The organism is Pseudomonas sp. SA233, from assembly GCF_054792385.1.
Window position 1 is genome coordinate 2,627,229 of record NZ_CP096449.1, and the last position, 17,642, is coordinate 2,644,870.

General features: G+C 61.1%; 15 protein-coding genes and 1 pseudogene. 10 read left to right on the plus strand and 6 right to left on the minus strand.

Annotated features, from left to right (window positions below; all coding sequences use genetic code 11):
* Positions 1-35 precede the first annotated feature (35 nt).
* Complete coding sequence (locus M1D87_RS12265) at positions 36-926, plus strand: universal stress protein (protein ID WP_061305639.1); 891 nt, start codon at positions 36-38, stop codon at positions 924-926.
* Positions 927-941: 15 nt separating this feature from the next.
* Here the strand turns inward: M1D87_RS12265 and M1D87_RS12270 are convergent, their stop codons facing one another.
* Positions 942-1,901 carry a ribose-phosphate diphosphokinase gene (locus tag M1D87_RS12270; protein WP_123084319.1) on the minus strand — a complete coding sequence of 320 codons (960 nt, stop codon included), beginning with the start codon at positions 1,899-1,901 and terminating at the stop codon, positions 942-944.
* Positions 1,902-2,119: 218 nt separating this feature from the next.
* A complete protein-coding gene (locus tag M1D87_RS12275; RefSeq protein ID WP_123084423.1) occupies positions 2,120-3,109 on the minus strand; it encodes a universal stress protein in 990 nt (329 codons plus the stop codon).
* Positions 3,110-3,178: 69 nt separating this feature from the next.
* Here M1D87_RS12275 and M1D87_RS12280 point away from each other — a divergent pair, with 69 nt between their 5' ends.
* Positions 3,179-4,069 carry a universal stress protein gene (locus tag M1D87_RS12280; RefSeq protein WP_123084318.1) on the plus strand — a complete coding sequence of 297 codons (891 nt, stop codon included), beginning with the start codon at positions 3,179-3,181 and terminating at the stop codon, positions 4,067-4,069.
* Between the two features lies 1 nt (position 4,070).
* Here M1D87_RS12280 and M1D87_RS12285 read toward each other — a convergent pair whose 3' ends face one another.
* The gene (locus M1D87_RS12285; RefSeq protein ID WP_061305129.1) at positions 4,071-4,646 is read right to left on the minus strand and encodes a phosphoribosyltransferase family protein; all 576 of its coding nucleotides are present in this window, start codon (positions 4,644-4,646) and stop codon (positions 4,071-4,073) included.
* A gap of 271 nt (positions 4,647-4,917) precedes the next feature.
* Between M1D87_RS12285 and M1D87_RS12290 the strand changes: the two genes are divergently transcribed.
* Genes M1D87_RS12290 through M1D87_RS12300 form a run of 3 tightly spaced genes read left to right on the plus strand, consistent with a single transcriptional unit; the run spans position 4,918 to position 8,393 of the window.
* Entirely contained in the window at positions 4,918-6,111 is a 1,194-nt protein-coding gene (locus M1D87_RS12290) for a cation:proton antiporter (protein WP_023662718.1), read from the plus strand.
* Between the two features lie 39 nt (positions 6,112-6,150).
* On the plus strand, positions 6,151-7,482 hold the full coding sequence (gene potE / locus M1D87_RS12295; RefSeq protein ID WP_123084317.1) for a putrescine-ornithine antiporter: 1,332 nt from the start codon (positions 6,151-6,153) through the stop codon (positions 7,480-7,482).
* Complete coding sequence (locus M1D87_RS12300; protein WP_082810613.1) at positions 7,479-8,393, plus strand: transporter substrate-binding domain-containing protein; 915 nt, start codon at positions 7,479-7,481, stop codon at positions 8,391-8,393. Before potE ends, M1D87_RS12300 begins: the two co-directional genes overlap by 4 nt.
* Here M1D87_RS12300 and M1D87_RS12305 read toward each other — a convergent pair.
* The 3 genes and pseudogenes from M1D87_RS12305 to M1D87_RS12315 all read right to left on the minus strand — a co-directional run.
* Entirely contained in the window at positions 8,390-9,499 is a 1,110-nt protein-coding gene (locus M1D87_RS12305; protein WP_409280071.1) for a hypothetical protein, read from the minus strand. The genes M1D87_RS12300 and M1D87_RS12305 overlap by 4 nt on opposite strands.
* A gap of 58 nt (positions 9,500-9,557) precedes the next feature.
* Positions 9,558-10,976 (minus strand): DUF2252 domain-containing protein, encoded by a 1,419-nt coding sequence (locus M1D87_RS12310; protein WP_322265667.1) that lies wholly within the window; start codon positions 10,974-10,976, stop codon positions 9,558-9,560.
* Positions 10,977-11,311: 335 nt separating this feature from the next.
* Positions 11,312-11,893 (minus strand): annotated as a pseudogene (locus M1D87_RS12315) (divalent metal cation transporter); the annotation flags it as partial.
* Positions 11,894-12,180: 287 nt separating this feature from the next.
* On the opposite strand from M1D87_RS12315, the gene M1D87_RS12320 reads away from it, so the two are divergent.
* The 5 genes from M1D87_RS12320 (at position 12,181) to M1D87_RS12340 (ending at position 17,617) form a co-directional block, all read left to right on the plus strand.
* Positions 12,181-12,750 carry an acyl carrier protein gene (locus tag M1D87_RS12320; RefSeq protein ID WP_061552155.1) on the plus strand — a complete coding sequence of 190 codons (570 nt, stop codon included), beginning with the start codon at positions 12,181-12,183 and terminating at the stop codon, positions 12,748-12,750.
* Between the two features lie 11 nt (positions 12,751-12,761).
* Positions 12,762-14,036 carry a beta-ketoacyl-[acyl-carrier-protein] synthase family protein gene (locus M1D87_RS12325; RefSeq protein ID WP_232880893.1) on the plus strand — a complete coding sequence of 425 codons (1,275 nt, stop codon included), beginning with the start codon at positions 12,762-12,764 and terminating at the stop codon, positions 14,034-14,036.
* A gap of 157 nt (positions 14,037-14,193) precedes the next feature.
* Positions 14,194-15,120, plus strand: a complete 927-nt coding sequence (locus M1D87_RS12330; RefSeq protein WP_208209235.1) for a beta-ketoacyl-[acyl-carrier-protein] synthase family protein — start codon at positions 14,194-14,196, stop codon at positions 15,118-15,120.
* Entirely contained in the window at positions 15,117-16,415 is a 1,299-nt protein-coding gene (locus M1D87_RS12335; protein WP_039612915.1) for a beta-ketoacyl-[acyl-carrier-protein] synthase family protein, read from the plus strand. Before M1D87_RS12330 ends, M1D87_RS12335 begins: the two co-directional genes overlap by 4 nt.
* Entirely contained in the window at positions 16,412-17,617 is a 1,206-nt protein-coding gene (locus M1D87_RS12340; protein WP_232880895.1) for a beta-ketoacyl synthase N-terminal-like domain-containing protein, read from the plus strand. Before M1D87_RS12335 ends, M1D87_RS12340 begins: the two co-directional genes overlap by 4 nt.
* Positions 17,618-17,642: the final 25 nt, after the last annotated feature.

Below are 17,642 nucleotides of genomic sequence, written 5' to 3' on the forward strand. Positions count from 1 at the left end.
GATGCAACCCCCGATCCCGATCATTGGAGGCTACCATGAGCCACTATCAACGCCTGTTGCTGATCCTGCGCCCGGCATTGTGCCAGTGCTGTGCCTTGGAACAGGCTGCCGCCCTGGCCAGGTCAAGTTCGGCAAGCCTGCACATAGTGGGTTTGCTGGAGTCGCTGGACAAGCTCAGGTTCCTGGAGACAGGTGACCCTCGGAGCGAGCGGCAGGCTTACCTGCAATCCCAGCAAGACCAGCTCGAGGCCCAGGCCAAGGTGCTACGAGCCTCGGGTGTGCAAGTGACGACGGAAGTCGCCTGGAGCAGCGATCTGCAGGCGGATATTCTCGAACATGCCCTGGAGATGCAGCCGGATGTACTGCTCAAGCAGGTCGAGCACGAGCCGGTGCTCAAGCGGGCCTTCTTTACCCCGTTGGACTGGCAGTTGCTGCGCCATTGCCCGATCCCGGTCTACCTGTTGGGCGCCGCCAGACCGGCCTTGCCTCGCCAGATCGTCGCGGCGGTGGACGTGGCCGATCAATCGCCCGAGGGCCAGGCGCGCAATAACAGCATCGTCCAGCAGGCCAATGCGCTGGCCTTGCAGACCGGCGCGCAACTGGACCTGCTGTTCGCCTGTGACCTGACCATGGCCTACATGGGCGACATGGGATATGGCGCCTGGGCCATTGGCGACGTCGGCGAGTCCTTGCGCCACGCCCTGGAGGACGATTTCAAGGCGCTGGCCGACCGCTACGGTGCGCCGGCCGAACGCAGGCACTTCCTGCTGGGCCGCCCGGTCGCGGTGCTGAGTGAATATGTCGAGACCCACCCGGTGGACGTGATCGTCATGGGCAGGCCGCTTGCCCGTGGGCTGGACCGACTGTTCGGCAGCACCACGGAGCATGTGTTGTACCAGATACCCTGCAATATCCTGGCGGTGTAGGGCCATGCCTGGGGTTCATGCGCCCCAGGCATGGCGGTTGGCAAGCAACTCGGCGATCAGGGCGCTGGTATCGACGATATCCAGCTGCTGCAGGCATCGCACGGGCAGGCGAAAGGGCGCGATGCTGTCGGCCACCAGTACCCGTTCGAATACCCCGCTGTCGAATAGCTCGCCACCAGTGGTGAACAGGCCATGGGTGGCAGCGGCCAGCATGCGGCTGGCTCCGGCCTGTCGGCAGGCCTGGGCTGCGCGCAGCAGCGTCTGCCCCGTACTGATCAGGTCGTCGAACACGATGACAGTGCTACCTGCCACGTCACCCACCAGGTGTTCGCCGCTCAGGCCCGCCTGCTGGCGGTGCTTTTCCATCATGGCCACAGATACCGGGCGCCCGAGCAGGTCCGCCAGAACCTGGCGAAACTGCTCGGCGCGTTTGATGCCGCCAATATCCGGCGACACGACCGTGACTGTCTGCTCACCGAGCAGCGGGGCCAGGTGTTGGGCGAACAGCTCGGTGCATTGCAGGTTCCAGCTCGGGATTCGGTAGGCGTTGTCGAAGGCGCTGGGGTTGTGTACGTCCAGCGCCACCACGCGGTCGACACCGATGCTTTCCATCAGGCAAGCCACATGGCGGGTGATGGTCGCATCCTGAAACTCCACCTTGCGGTCCTTGCGGCCATAACACAGGTAAGGCGTGACTGCTGTCACCTGGCTGGCACCGGCGTCCTTGAGCGCACCACAGAAGAACAGCAACCGGCACAGCTTGTCGTGTGCGCTGTGGTGCGCGTCGCCATAGAGCGAGTGAAAGACGATGACCGATCGACCGTCGACCGATTCGCCAGGCCAGCATTTGTGTTCTCCGTCCTCGTAGTCACGCTCTTCATGTGCTGACAGTGTCCAGCCCAGGCGTTGCGCCACGGCATTCCCATAGGCCTGGCTGCCTCGCAGGGCGAACAGTAACGGCGGTGTGTCATTCATGCCCTGCGCTCCATTGGTCGTACATAGCAACATAAGCTGAGTTGGACTGTGGGGTTTGACGTTTATCAAGTCGAGCATAGCCAGCAGGCGGACACTGGGCAGGTCAGAGCATGCCAAGGCCTGCGCACCTATACCCTGCACGGAGAGTACGCCAATGGACAAATACCAGAAAAGCCACAGTGACAAACTGGAGGTTGTGAAACCAGGCAGGTGATCGTTCAACCGTGGATCGCCAGAATGCTGGAGTGAACCTTGTACAGGGTTTGCTCTGTAGTACTGCCAACGACCTTGCTTACCCCCTCGTGGTAGAGCGTACCCATCACCACCACATCGAAGCCATGCTTGTTCGCGTAGTCGCTGACCACGTTACGGGCAGCGCCTCGCACCAGGTGCAGATGATCTGGCTTGATGCCGTAGCGGCCGCCGAACGTCGCCATGCGCTCGCGCGCGCGACCAGATATTTCCTCTACCAGCTTGTCAGTCCAGGCCACGGGTGCGGCGGCATAGGCAACGAAGCTGGTGCTGGGTTCATAGGCCTGCAGCAGGTGCAGTTGCGCCTTGCATCGCTGTGCCAGTGCCTGTGCCCGTTGCAGGATGTGGTCGTTGAGCCTGTCGATCACCGGGTCGTGCTCGACAAGATCCACGGCGACAAGGATGCGCGCTGGCAGCTTGGTTTCAGCCTGGGCCACCAGGTGCATCGGGATCGGGCAACGGCGCAGCAGTTGCCAGTCCAAGGGGGTGAGCAGGGCACGGCTCAAGGCGGTTTCGTGCCTGATGTCCTTGATCACCATCTCCACCCGGTGCAGTTGGGCCAGCCGGATCAAGTCCTTGAGCGGGTCTTCATCGTCCAGTGTCTCGGCGTAGGCGGTAATGCCCAGTTCGCCCAGCGCCTTCACCTGGTCGGCGAGCCAAGCCTTGCGGTGCTCGGCGTCCTGCTTGCGGGCAGTACTGCGCAGCACCTGGTCCAGGGTGGCCAGGCGTGAGGGCAGTTGACTGAGCACCACCAGGTGCAAGGTGGCGCCTGTCGTACTGGCCAGCGCCTGAGCACGCGTCAGGGCAGGCGAGGGGTGCAGGTCTGGATGGCAGATCAGTAGCAGTCGCGAGTAAGCGTTCATGATGGCCTCCACGGCGATGGCAGCCTCGATGAAGGCCCACCGGTACAGGCCAAGGGTGACGCACTGGGGCTTGATGGCCTTGATATTTATCAAGATTGGCTGAGCGGCAGCTTCGATAATGACAGCGGTGCGGCACCCCATATTCGCGCCAGGAGGTGGCTGATGAGCCCGTACCGCCGGATTCTTCTGGTCATGACCAAGGTCCAGGCCCATGCCGCGATGCATCGGGCCATGGCATTGGCTCGAGCGTCAGGTGCCTTGTTGCACGTACTGGGCATCCACACCACCACTGAGCCTGGCCTGCCCGAGCCAGGGCAGCAAGCTTCACAACCTTCAGGCGCGTTCGCGCATTTCAGTGCCGGGCTCAAGGCATTGCTCGACGAGCAGGCGCCCGCAGGGTTGCACACCACTTTCGAAGCGCTGGAAAGCTCCATGGCGCGTGACCTCGTAACGGCATGTATTGCACGCTTTGCGCCTGACTTGGTGATCAAGGGGCTACCCGCCAGTCCGGTACCTGGCCTGAACGACAAATCTTCGGTTGACCATGTGTTGCTGCATACCAGTAAGGTGCCATTGCTGTTCGTGCCTGCCGAGGCCAGCGCCATGCCCGCGAACATACTGGTGGCCGTGGATGTGGCCAAGGCGGACCTTGCGCAGCAAGCGCTGAACCATGCGCTGGTGGAGGCAGGCCGGCAACTGGCGAGCCCATGCAACGGCCAGGTCCATCTGCTGTCGGTCTACGATCTGCCGTTGGCCATGCTGGCCAATCCCGACCTGGCAGCGCCATGGGCGGAGCAAGTGCGCGAGTCACTCCAGCTACCATTCGATGAACTGGCCGATATCCATGGCATTCCCTATGCGCAGCGCTACTTTATCGAAGGTGCGCCGCTGCGCGTCATTCAGTCTCTCGTCCCCACGCTGAAGATCGATGTGGTGGTGGTCGGCGTGGTGCAGCCCAGACGTTGGGCCAAGCTGATCGGCGATACTACCGAACGGCTCCTCAATCATGCCCCGTGCAGCGTTCTGGCAGTCAGGCCCCCGTCAGCCGATTGATTCAGGCGGTATCGCCGGCTCGGCCGTGGCGAATCACTTCCACGCTGAAATCCGCTTCGAAAGGCGGCACATGACATTCGACGATGTCCTGCTCGGCGACTTGCAGGTGTATGCCCACGATGTGTGCATGCACGGGTTGGCGGCAGGCGTGACGGTCAACGAGCACCGCGCTGAGTACCCGTCGCGCCCCAATCTCAGCCAGGTAAGCGCAGGTGCGCAGCAGGGAGTGCCCTTCGTACAGCACGTCATCGACCACCAGCAAGGTGGTTTCGGCCAGATTCAGGTTGGCCAGCTCAGGGTTCTCGGTGAGCTGCGTATGGGCATGCAGGAGGCTGAGGTCGTCGGCGTAGCGCTTGACCTTTATCGGGTAGAGCGGCAGTGGCGCGGCACTTCCGGTCAGTTGCTGCAAGTGCAGTTGCAGGCGCCGCGCCAAAGGCTCACCTCGGCGTTGAATTCCCACCAGTACCAGGGGCTGCGCCGGCATCAGCGCCAGGGCCTGATACGCCATTGTACGCAGCACGCTATCGAGATCTTGTTCGTCATACAGGCGAACGCGTGAGGGAGCGGGGCGGTTCATGATTCTTGTCCGTAGCCGGCCAATGGTCATTGGCAAATTACGCTGCCACCGCCAATTGGACTTGATAAAAGCCAAGCACAGGTCAGTTCCATGACAATGCTCGCGGTCGATGTCGAGGGCATTGGGGCTGGCACCGCTCGATGCGCAGCGGTCTTGCAGGTCAATTACTTCAACTGTTGACCTAAGATAACTTCTGCCGCCTTTGGGATCGCCGCGCCACGGACGCAGTGGTAGCGTTTTTATACAGTCGTGTCGATCACGGTGGGTTGTCATGTATCAGAATCTGGCTGTCCTGGCTGCCTTGCTGGTGCTTTACGCCAACCTGGCCGGCGCGCTCGAATCCAGGCCCGTCAACGGGCCCCTTTTGTTCCTGCTGGCGGGCCTGGTGGCCGGCCCGGCCGGGCTCGGGTTACTGAACCTTTCCCTGGACCGCCATGATCTTCGGCTACTGGCCGAGCTTACCCTGGCGATCGTGTTGTTCAGCGATGCTGCCCATGCTGATCTGGCTCAGTTACGCCGCAACCGGAGCCTGCCGCTGCGCCTGCTGGCGATCGGCTTGCCGCTGACCCTGGTCGCCGGTTGGTTAGCTGCGTGGCTGATGTTTCCACGCATGCCCTGGCTGGAAATGGCCCTGTTGTCGACAATCCTGGCCCCCACCGATGCCGCCCTTGGCAAGGCAGTGGTGACCAACCCCCTCGTGCCAGCCAGCGTGCGTGAAAGCCTGAATGTCGAAAGCGGGTTGAACGATGGCATTTGCGTGCCGGTGCTGCTCTTGTTGCTGGCATTGTTGATGGAGAGCCGCTCGACGATGCCCTTTGCCCTGGGGGGATACTTCTTGTTTGAGGAGTTGGGTATCGGCGCACTGACGGGGGCTGTGCTGGCGCTGATGGTGGGAGGGTTGTTGCGTCTTTCGCAGCGCCGCTGCCTGCAGGTGGAGTCTTGGCAACAACTGGTAATGCCCGCCCTGGCGTTGCTGAGTTTCGCCAGTGCCCAGGCAATGGGCGGAAGCGGTTTCATCGCGGCATTCTGCGCAGGATTGCTTACGGGGTACCTGTTCAATCGGGAAACGCAACTGCTGCTCAAGACCGGCGAATCCTGCGGTGAAGCGCTTTCGCTGCTGACCTGGGTGGTGTTCGGTGCCTACGTTGCGCCCAAGGCCTCGCAAATCCTGTCGCCCTCGGTATGGTTCTACGCGCTGTTGAGCCTGTCGCTGGTGCGTATGGTGCCTGTCTGGGTCAGCCTTGCCGGGAGCGAACTGACTGCCGATAGCCGTCTGTTCATTGGCTGGTTCGGGCCGCGTGGTCTAGCGTCTATCGTTTTCGCTGTGCTGGTACTCGATGCACGGTTGCAAGAGGGCAGCACGATCATCGCCACGACTATCGCTTGCGTCGTGCTCAGCGTGGTATTGCACGGCATAAGCGCTGCACCTGGGGCCCGTCGGTTGGGACGCAGCGTTGGAAAGTGACGATCGGTTCTTCGACAGGCTTTCGCGGAGGTTGCCGCCATGCGTGAAAAAGCAAAGAAAATGGGCCTGGTCGGACTGACGACACTGGTCACGGTAAACATGATGGGGTCCGGCATCATCATGCTGCCGGCGAGCATGGCGCAGATCGGCGCTGTCTCGCTGTTGTCCTGGGTGATCACGGCCATAGGCTCGATGGCTATCGCCTACTGTTTCGCGCAATGCGGCATCTACTGCACGCAATCGGGTGGCATGTCTGCCTACAGTGAACAAGCCCATGGCAAGTCTGCTTTCTTTCTGTGCTCCTACCTTTACTTTCTGTCACTGATGATTGGCAACGTGGCCATAGCCATTTCCGCCGTGGGCTACCTCACGCCTTTCATTCCCTGGCTTGGCAGTGGCGGCGGGCCGCTACTGGCAGGAGCGGTGACGTTGATCTGGTTTACCACCTTGTCCAACCTGGGTGGCGCCGAGGTTACCGGTCGTATTGGCGCGGTCAGCGTGTGGGGTGTCATCGTCCCGGTTGCCGGCTTGAGCTTGATCGGCTGGTACTGGTTCAGCCTCGCAACCTTCCAGGACGCCTGGAACCCAGGTCAAATGCCGGTGGCTCAGGCCATAACCAACAGCATTCCACTGACCTTGTGGGCGTTCCTGGGTATGGAATCAGCTGCGCAGAACTCCGACGCGGTGGAAAATCCGAAGCGCAATGTGCCTCTGGCATGCTTGCTCGGCACCCTTGGCGCGGCGGTGATCTATATCCTCTCGACCAGTGTCATCCAGGGCATCGTGCCGAATCCGGAGCTTGCCAACGCCAGCGCGCCCTTCGCCATGGTCTATGCACAGATGTTCAATGACTCCGTCGGTAACGTGATCATGGCATTGGCGGTGATCGCTTGCGTCGGTTCGTTGCTCGGCTGGCAGTTCACCTTGGCTGAAACCGCCAGGGTCACCGCCGGGCAGGGGCTTTTCCCAACGCTGTTTACACGCACCACGGCCCGTGGCGTGCCACTGGCGGGCATGCTGACCTGCGCGGTGCTGCAGAGCCTCATTGCCCTGTCGACGCTCTCGCCCAATGCCAGCGCCCAGTTCAGCAAACTGGTGAACCTGGCTGCCGTGACCAACATCATCCCCTACATCACCTCGCTGACCGGGCTGTTGGTGATCATGTACAAGGCCCAGGTACAGGCAGCCATTTTTCGCCGTAACAGCGTAATCATGGTGGTCGCGGTTTGCTATTGCTTCTACGCACTGTACGCCTCGGGCCTGGAAGCCGTATTCGGTGCGGCACTGATCATGGCGCTGGGTTACCTGCTGTTCGGCTTCATTGCCAAACGTTTCGTCAAGGCGCTGGACATGATCGGAGGTGCGCCATGAAGCGCGGATCGAAAGTGACCGGTTGGTGTCTTGTCAGTTTGCTGTCGTGCGCGTCAGCGGACAGCACCGTCGCCGCTGCCGACACGTTGGGCCGGTTACGCCAGGAGCAGGTGCTGAACCTCGGATTCATGGAGGGGTTCGCACCCTTCTCATCAGGCAGCGATCAGGCTCCGGAGGGGTATTCCATCGACCTTTGCCAAGCAGTCGTTGCACGTATTCGGGAATTGCCAGGGCTCGCTGGCTTGCAGGTGCGCTGGCACTCACTGGCAGAGCCAGAGGCTGTTCGGGCCGTGGGCAACGGGCAGGTCGACCTGCTGTGTACACCGATGGTGGAAACCAAAACCAGGCGAGGCACGTTGGATTTTTCCATTCCGGTGTTTACCTCCGGCCTCGCGGCTTTGGTCAGGCGCGATGCACCTGCCAGCTTGCTCAGCCCCCTCAGCGGTAGCACGGACAATACCGGCCCGCGCTGGCGCGCGACGATCAATGCAGGGCTGAGCAAGCACAGTTTCGCCGTATTGCGTGGCACCTTGAGCAGCCGCTGGGCCCATGAGCGGATTCGCCAGCTTGGCTTGCAATCCACGCTCGAGGAAGTGTCGACGTACGAGGAGGGGGTGCAGCGGGTGGCCGACCGCAAGGTCGACGCGTTCCTTGGAGACAGGGTGGTCCTGCTGGCCCACCAGGCCCGGCAAGCCGAACGCGACCAGCTGTGGGTTCCGGATCACCTGTTCGTCATGAGCCGGGTGGCGTTGTCGATGCCAAGGGGAGATGTTGATTTTCGCTTGTTGGTGGATACCGCCTTGAGTCAGGCCCTTTCGGGGCCGCAAGGTGAGGCGCTGTTCGTTCGCTACCTAGGTCCACAGTCCGCACAGGACCGCTTGCTGCAAAGCCTGTATCCGCTGCCGGACTAGTTGGCGGGGATGGTGATGACTGGTGTTTCCGGCGCGACGCCGGTTTCGGCAAGGGACAAGAGCACAAGGATGAACAGAAACTCGGACTTGGACCTCAGGTCGCGATCGTCTATCCAGAACCAGTGATCGCGATAGCGCACGGCCGCATAGGCATTATCTGGCTTGTGCTCGCTTGAGAAGATACGCACCAGTGGCGCGTCCCACTCGCTGGAAACCACAGGAAGGGCGGGCGCGGGGTTTGCCCGCCCTTCTTGCACATGGATGGGGGGGGCGTCGATGGTGGCGGCAATTTCCGAGAAGATCTCCGACATCGAGCGTGTCAGCAAGGCCACTTCGGAATCGTTCCGCTGCACTGAACCGAAAGTGAGGTGCAGTACCTCCGCATCGGGTCGAAGGTGCAGCGACTGGCGCACCAACCGGCGATCATTTTCGACGATCTCCGACCTCGTGTCGGCAATCAGCAGCAACTCACTGTCAGCCCCGGCACGTTGACTGATCCGCATACCCAGCTTTTCCGAACGCTGAATCCGCCGAAGTGCATCCAGCACCGCATAGAACTCAGGGTCTGCTGAACGTAAACGAGACGGGGAGGTAGACCTGTTGTACAAGCCGTTTGCAGCACGCGTGGTCAGGTGCAGCACGCGATCAACCGGATAGCCCGCCTGAATCAGCGAGAATATCGCCGCTGGCGAAAGCGGCGTGAGCAGATAGCGGGAAAAGCGTTCACCGGATAGCGGTGTGTAGCTGATGGTAGGGCGATCCGTATAAAGGCCCGAAGCGCCCAATGTCTGGCTGTTACCCTCGGCTGGTGAACCACTGAACCAACTTGCGGAAAGGTTTACCTGGCTTTGGATGGCCGTGGAACTGATCACCGAAGACACCTCCAGATAGACAGGGACATCGGCGTAGCGCAACTTGACGATGTTCAACAGGGTCTGTTCTTTCCAGGTCGTGGCTATGACGGTCGCGTAATCGCTTCTATCGCGCTCGATAGTAGAGGGGCCGAGCGTGGAACAGGCGGTCAGCATCAGTGTGGCCGCGACGAGAGCGGTTCTGTTGAAACGGAAGGAGCTTGAATGCGCAGTGGAAACACGATTTTCATTCATCTTCTTGAATCCAGATAAATGCAGTTGGGTCACTCCCGGGCATAGGCCATGGCAGTGCTCAATCGTCTTCCTCGCGAAACGCTTTTATCCTGCCTTTTTTCTCGGCGTTGACCAGCGCCGCGTAGTCCCTGGCATTCTGCTCGGCATAAGCCAGGGCAAACTTGCCAAGGGCCTGATCGAAGGCGTCCGACTTGCCGAGATATCCGCTGATCAGTGCTGCGTCCCCTGACTTGGCATGCGCCCGCGCCAATGTCATGCCGCACACCTGCGCATACATGTTCATTTGCTCGAAAGACGCACCTTCCACCGGCAATGACATCTTCATATCGCGCAGTTGTCTGACGAAAAACTGCCGGCCCTTGCTGCTTTCGGTCCAGCCCAGAAAAATGTCGCTGGCGGACTGCGAAAGGCGCTGGCCGGTAACCACGCGCTGACCTTGATTGGCAAATTCGCTCTTGCCGGCATAGGGCGCCAGCACTGATGGGCAGGCTTCCTTGAATTGCAGCAGTAGCGGATGGTTTTCGGCCGAAAAGAACAAGCCAACGAAGCAGAACGTGCCCACGCTGCCGATGCCTACGGCTTTTACTGCAAAGTCCTCGAGGCGATAACGGTCGTAGAGAAATCTGCGCTCGGGTAGCAATGAACTGCGGTAATCCTCAAGAGCCAGCTTCACGCGCTTGGCAAAACCGGCTTCATGGATATGGAACAGGATTGGCGGCTGGTCGACCAAGCGCCGCCTACCGCCCACTTCATCACTGATCTGGGGATACAGGTAGTCCCCGATACGCGTCCTGGCCCTGGCTATCAACTCTTGCCGCGCTTTGCGGTATTTCATGCTGGGTGCCATGTCGATGATCGCTTGAGCGTCCAAGCGGTCGTACCAGACGTCAAGCGGACTCATCTCCGACAATTCACGCATGCGTTTGCGGTAGGCCTGCACGCAGGCCATGGCCAGTTGTCCTGCCTCCTTATCGTTCAGCCGATTGTCCTGGGCGGCGACGGCAAAACTGACCGCCAACCGTTTGATGTCCCATTCCCAAGGTGCAGGGAGCGTCTCGTCGAAGTCGTTGATATCGAAGATCAGGTTGCGTTCAGGGGTGGCGAACAAGCCAAAATTGAGCAGGTGGCAATCGCCGCACGCCTGGACGCGTATGCCGGTGCAAGGCAGTGTGGCGAGGTCGCGTGCCATCAGGCCGGCCGAGCCGCGCAAGAAGGTGAATGGACTGCGCAGCATTCGCCCGTAACGCACAGGCACCAGTGCCGGATGTCGGTCACGGTTGGACAGTTCGAGCAAACCGACAGGATCACGCTGCCTGGGCTTGCATTTCCACGTTGCATGAGCCGCCCGCGGCACGACATCTCGTAGACGTTTGCCGGCCTCCAGTCTCTCCTTGAGCGAGTGAAAATTCTTATCTTCACGGATGTCGTCTATTACCCTGGACAACCGTTTGGTTGAACGCTTCTTGAACTCAGCCATGTCGGCACCTTGGATGAGCAAAGGGTGGGCCCGACCGACAACGGAACTCGTCTGTGATGAATCACTGATGCGGCGTCGAATATTCCCGGACAGCTTCTGAAAAGCGTAGCAGTAATTCACTCATCCCAAATTGGCCGTGCAGCTACCAGTCTGTTGAGGCGGGCAGTGGCGTGACAAGGAGCGGTAATTGCCTTCGACACTGTGTTCAATGCTGTGGTGCTGTTGTTTGTCGTGCCTGCGCCGCTGCTGGTTTGCATCAAAGTGGTATTGGCGCGCAGGGCCAGAGGCGCACAAAGAAGCCCTGGCCAACATTGAGCCAGGGCCGCCAATTACCTTCAGGCGATAAGGTCCACTGCAAGCTGGAGGGCTACCCATAACGCCAGGCCAGTGGCGAATGCCAGCGCAATGTTTTCGAACCAGTTGTTGCGGTACGCCTTGCCCAGCAGCGATTTCTGGTTGGACATGATCAGCAGGCCCAGCGAGATCACCGGCAGGCCGATGATGTTCAGCGCGCTGACACCGATGGTAAGGGTCACGAAGTCGGGCATGCCCGGGATCGACCAGACCAGTGGCGTCACCAGGATGAACTACATGAACCACTTGTGCATCGGGACGTTGTGGAATTCCTTTCCATAGCGTTCGCGCCGTTCGGGCTTCACATGTTGGAAAGCGTCGGTGATCAGCATGGGGAACGCAGTGGTCTTGCCAGAAATGCTGGCGAACAAAGTGGCGAATACGCCTACGAAGAAGATGTACCAGCCGATCGGGCCGAAGAACAGTTCCAACGCCTTGCCCAGGTCGCCGAGCGTTTTCACCTCGATGCCGTTGGGCCGCAGGATTTCCGCGCCGACGATCCAGATCGCCAGGTTGATGACGATACCGACGAATACCGCGAACAGCAGGTCGTTGCGCATGATGCCTCTGGTGCTTGCGGGCACGGATATATCCCGCTTCTGGAACTATCGTGCTGTTTCAAGCAATCGATTTTGTCATTTTACGATCCCTCTCCAAGCACCATTGAGCTGCATAAAACAAAGGTTCCAGGGCGCGTCGGGATTTCTCGCAAAAAGCAATGCTGGCACGTTGACTCTCCCCTTAGGGGGAGACTTTAGACTCCCGGCCCTCGATATATCTGGCCTGAAAACAGCATTTTTTGGCCCGATGAATTTATTCATTCAATGCGGCTTTTGTAGGGAAACAATCAATGAACAATCCCTTGGAATTGGACAGCGTTATCAGCAGTACACAGGAGATTCTTGCGCAGTTGCTGGTGTTGGACCGGGCCGACGTGGCAGAGCACAGCAGTATCGTTGACGACCTCGGCGCCGACTCGCTGGACATCGTCGACTTGAGCTTCCAGCTGGGCCGTCAGTACGGTTGCACCTTGCCGAAAACCAGCGTGCTGGATCACGCGGTAGCGGTGTTCGGCGACGCCACCCGGTTTGTCGAAAAAGGCCGAATCACGCAGGACGGCGTGGCCTTGCTGGAGCAGAGCCTCAGCGCTTATGCGCCGGGCCAGTTGCACGCGGGCATGCAGCCGGGCGATGTCTTCTCGGCCACCACCGTGCGTAACTGGGCGCAGCAATGCCATAACGTTTTCAACTACCTCCCCGAGACCTGCCCTGAGTGTGGCGCGGTGCATGCCCAACTCAACGAACGCAAACAAGTGGTGTGTGGCGGTTGCAGTGCTCGTCTGACCCCTTTGGACGGTGACTCGATCTCGCGTCTGTTGGTTGAGCAGTACGCGGCCACCCAATTGAAGGCTTCGGCGTAGGGGTTGCCTTGATGCAAGCCCGAGAGGTTCTGGTCACCGGCTATGGCCTGGTGGCTCCCACGGCACTGGATGCAGCCTCGCTGTTCACGACGATCAGCGAAAACCGTTCCTGCATTCGCCAGCACCCGGCGTTTGTCGAACTGGGGTTTGCGAACCCGGCGGCCGGGTTTATCGATGAGCAACAATGGCAGGTGATCGCTGCGGCCTTTCCGGGCGATCTGCAGACCACCTCCCGCCAGGAATGGCTGGCGCATTACGTGGCCCGTCAGGCGTTGGCCCATGCCGGGTTGGCCGACGGCGCATTTGCCCGGGTCGCCAGCGGTATTTTCGTCGGGGCCAATAAATACTGCATGAGCGGTGATTTGCGGGACGCCAGCCGTTACATGGACGATCATGGGCGGGTCGATCTTGACCAGTACCTGGATAACCACACCCTCAGCGGTGGGGCGTTCGCCCGGCGGGTTGATCAGCAAACCCGCCATCTCGCCGAATGGCTGGGTGTACGTGACCATATCTCCACACATTCCGATGCCTGTGCCGCTGGCACCATGGCCATCGGCAGCGCCTATCGAGCGATCGCCCGTGGCGAGATCGACCTGGCGTTGTGTGGCGCGGTGGAGTTGATGGCCCATGAATTGTCCTACTACAGCTTTGATGGGCTGGGCGCACTCTGCCAGCGAGTGGACTTTTCCCCACAAGAACAGAGCCGGCCGTTCATGCCAGACCGCTGCGGTTTTGTGCTGAGTGAAGGGGCGGCGTTGTTGGTGCTGGAATCCCGCGAGCATGCCGAGCGTCGTCAGGCCCACTCGCTGGGCCGGGTGCTGGGTTACGCGAACCTGTGCGAGGCAGAGAAAATCACCTCCAGCAGCCGCGATGGCAGCAAGTACGCCGCCTGCATGGCCGCGGCCCTGGCCGATGCCGAACTGCCCAGTGCGGCTGTGGACCATGTGAATGTTCACGGTACGTCGACACAGGCCAATGACCGTTGCGAGGCCCTGGGCCTGGCGCAGGTGTTCGGCGAAACCCTGGAGCAGATGACGTTCACCGCCAACAAATCTGCCGTAGGGCATTCGTTGGCCGGCAGTGGTGCCATTGAGGCGGTGCTGTCGTTGATGAGCATTCAGTCGGGCGTGGCCTTGCCGACCCTCAATTTTCAGCCGGAAAAATCCGAATTTCCGGAGTTGAAATTCCTTTGCGAACCGTTGCAGCAACCGATCAATGTCGTGCTCTCAAACTCCTTCGGGTTTGGTGGCGTGAACAGTTCGTTGGTGCTGGGCAGGGCATGACATGACCAGATCCAATTCAACTGCTGTTTATATCACTGCAGCGTCGGTACTCAACGCCGCCGGTACTGAATGTGCGCCTCGTGACAGTCAACCTCAGGCCGCGCAACCGCTGGATTTCGACCCGGCACGCCTGGCCCGTTGTGTCACAGCGCCCGCCTTGCCGGCTGGTGTGTACGACCGCAAATTGTCCCGCAGCCTCGAGCCTCAGGGCGCGCGCCTGCTGTATTGCGCCGGCCGCCTCGCCGAGGCCTTGCGTGAGCTGGAACTGCCCGATGAGCGGATCGCATTGACCGCTGCCATTCCGGAAGTGGATGGCCCCAGCTCGTGCTGGGATGCCGTGCAGGCCATTGGCGCACAACCGGCGGATCTGTTGGCGCAATTCTTTGCCCACACACCGCCGCTGCATGCGCTGATGATGCTCAACAGCAGCGTCATGGCCCACGCGGCTGAGGCCTTGCATTGCAAGGGCCCCATGGGCGGTTTTTGCTCCCAGGGCAATGCGGGGCTGGATGCTTTGATGGAAGCCGCCGCCCATCTGAGCGAAGGCCGTGCCGATGCTGCCGTCGTGGTCAGTAGCAGCCCGAACATCACCCCGGCATTGTACCTGCGTGACGCTACGCACCCACCTGTGAACCCCGGCCCGTGGGTTTTCGGCGAAGGTGCTGCGGCACTGTTGCTGACGACCAAACCGGGCCGCGGTGCTCAATCTGCGTTGCGCATTGCCGGGTTTGCCCGTGGTTACAGCGCGCAACCCGAGCGTGGGCTGGCGGTTGGTCGCGACGTCATCGAGCGTGCTTTGAGCAACGAAAAACTATGCCTCAGCGATGTCGGGCAAGTCGTCGCCGATGCACAGGACCCGCAAATTGCCGCGTTGTTCACCCTATCGGGGCACACCCTCGAACACTCCAGGGCGTTGGTAGGTGACTTGGGCGCCAGCGCCTTGCTCAGCGAAATCGCTGTGACCTGGGCACTGGATTGCAGCCGTTACACGCTGTTGCTCGAACATAGCCGAGGTGGGCATTGGGGCGCGGTGCTGCTGGCCAGAACGTCGTCGGACACAGAGACAATGGAGAGTTACCCATGAGCCCCAGACGGATCGTGATCACGGGCATGGGCGCCGTCACCGGCTTCGGTTTCGAGTGGCAGTCCATGTGGCAAAGAATGTTGGCCGGCGAGCATTGCATTCGGCCATGGCAACCGGAAGGCGTCGAGGCGGGTGCGTTCCCTGTGCGTTACGCAGCGCCCGTGGATATGGGCTTGATGCCGGCACACTTGAAAGACCATCCGGCCTGGGGGTTGTCGCTGGAAAAACGCACCCGTTTTGGTTGGGTCGCGGCCACCCAAGCCATTTCCGACAGTGGCCTGAGCCCCGAACAGTTGCGTGGCGCGGCGGTATTGTCAGCGTCCGGCGCACCTGCTCATCGTTTGCAGGACATGCTGCTCAGCCTGGCGGATGACCCGGCGCAGGCACCGTCCTGGGCTCAGTTGATGGCGCGACAGGCGCAGGTCGATCCTGACAGTTCACTGTGTCAGAGCAACGACCGTCTTGCGCGGGTGATTGCCGATGGCATCGGCAGTGAAGGCCCGGTGATCAATATCAGCAGCGCTTGCGCGGGAGCATCCCAGGCCATCGGCAATGCATTCCAGATGATCCGTCGCGGCGAGGTCGAGCTGGCCATTGCCGGGGGCGCCGATTCGGTGCTGAGCCTGGACACCATGACCGCGCTGTATCTGCTCGGCGCCGCCAGCAGCGAGCAGCGTTGGGGCACCGAACTGTGTCGGCCGTTCGACCGCCATCGCAGTGGCTTGATTGCGGGTGAAGGCGGTGGCTTTGTCGTGCTCGAAACCCTCGAACGGGCGCTCGCCCGAGGGGCAACGCCGTACGCCGAAGTGCTGGGTTTCGGCAGCAGCCTGGATGCCTACAAAATCACCGCACCCGACCCGCAGGGCCGGGGAGCGGTGCTGGCGATGCAGGCGGCCCTGACAGATGCCGGGCTGGAGCCGCAACAGGTCGATCTGATCAATGCCCACGGTACGTCGACACCCCTCAACGATGCCGCCGAAACCCTGGCGATCAAGACCCTGTTCGCCGAGCGCGAACATTATCGGCGGTTGCTGGTGACGGCCAACAAATCCCAGTTCGGCCACCTGATTGCGGCCGCCGGAGCACCGGAATTCATGCTCACGGCCCTGGCCTGCCGGGATGATCGGGTCACGCCGACCCTGAACCTGCATGATGCCGACGAACAATGCGACCTCGACTACTGCGCCCATCAAGCGGTCAAGCGCAAGGTCGACGTTGCCCTGAGCAACTCCTTCGGTTTCGGCGGCCTCAACACTTCACTGGCGCTGGGCAAGTACCGGGAGGCGCCGCGATGAAACAGGCGGTCGCGATTGCCGGTGCGGGTTGCGTGTTGCCCAGCGGCTGGGGTGTCGAATCTTTCTGGGCGGCTGCGAACGAGGGGCGCAGTGCAATTACGGCGCTGAACGCCCGAAGGTTCAGCAGCGAACGCGTGGTGGCGTTCGGGCAAATTCAGGATCAGGACCACCAACGCAGCCGACAAGACCTTGCGCAAAACCTTCAGCGTTACTGCACGCCGGCAGTGATCTGGGGTGTCAGCGCGGTACGTCAGGCGTTGGAAGAGGCAGGCCTTGCCGATGAGCAGCCAGATGTCCGTTTCGGTTTGTATTGCTGTCAGGGCGGCTACACCCATCCGTCTCTGGAATCCTATGCCGAGTTGTTGCTCGGCTGTCGGCAGGACGGCGTCGCCGACATGGCGGCGTTCGCCAAACGGATCCTGCAAGACCGTGCCCAGGACCCTTTTCTGGTGCTCAAAGGCTTGAGCAACTGCTTGCTGGGTGTCACCAGCCTGGCGCTGAAACTGGTGGGTGAGTGCAACGCCTATATGCAAGGTGTCGCCGGCAACCTGGCAGCCTTGCGTGAGGCTACGGCCGCTTTGCAGGATGGCCGAATCGACGCGGCGATCGTTGTCGGTGCGGGCAGCGAGCTGGATGCCCTGGCGCTGTCCGGGTTGGTTCAGGCGGGGGTCATCAGCGCCAACGGCTCGAACACTCTGCTGCCGTTTGACCTTCGGGGCACCGGCGGCATTGCCGGGGAGGGCGCGGCAGCATTGGTGCTGCGCCGGCGCGAAGACCTGCCGGCCGGCCCTCAGGCGTGCCTCGCCGACATGACGGCCCATGCCACCCTCGGTCGCTTGAGCCTGCCCGACAGCCCAACCGATCTGTTGGTGTGCAGCGGCACCGGCGATGCCCACAAAGACCGCGTGTTGTGCCAGACGCTGGCCCTTGCGCGCGCCTCGCACATCACCAGCGGGTTGGCGATAAACGGCATTCTCAGCGCAGCGCCGAGCCTGGTGGATCTGATGCTTGCGCGTTGCGCATTGCAGGCCCAAAGCGTGCCGCCGATTGCCGGTTTGCAGCAGCCAGTGGCAAACCTGCCGTTCATTCAGGGCGCGCCCCACGCCGCGAGCCTTGAGCATTGCCTGGTGCTGAACCGCGACGACAACGGATTCAGCGCCGCCTACCAAGTGCTCTACAGCGCAAAGGTCACTCAAGACTGACGCTGACTACCGCCCATTTTTTACT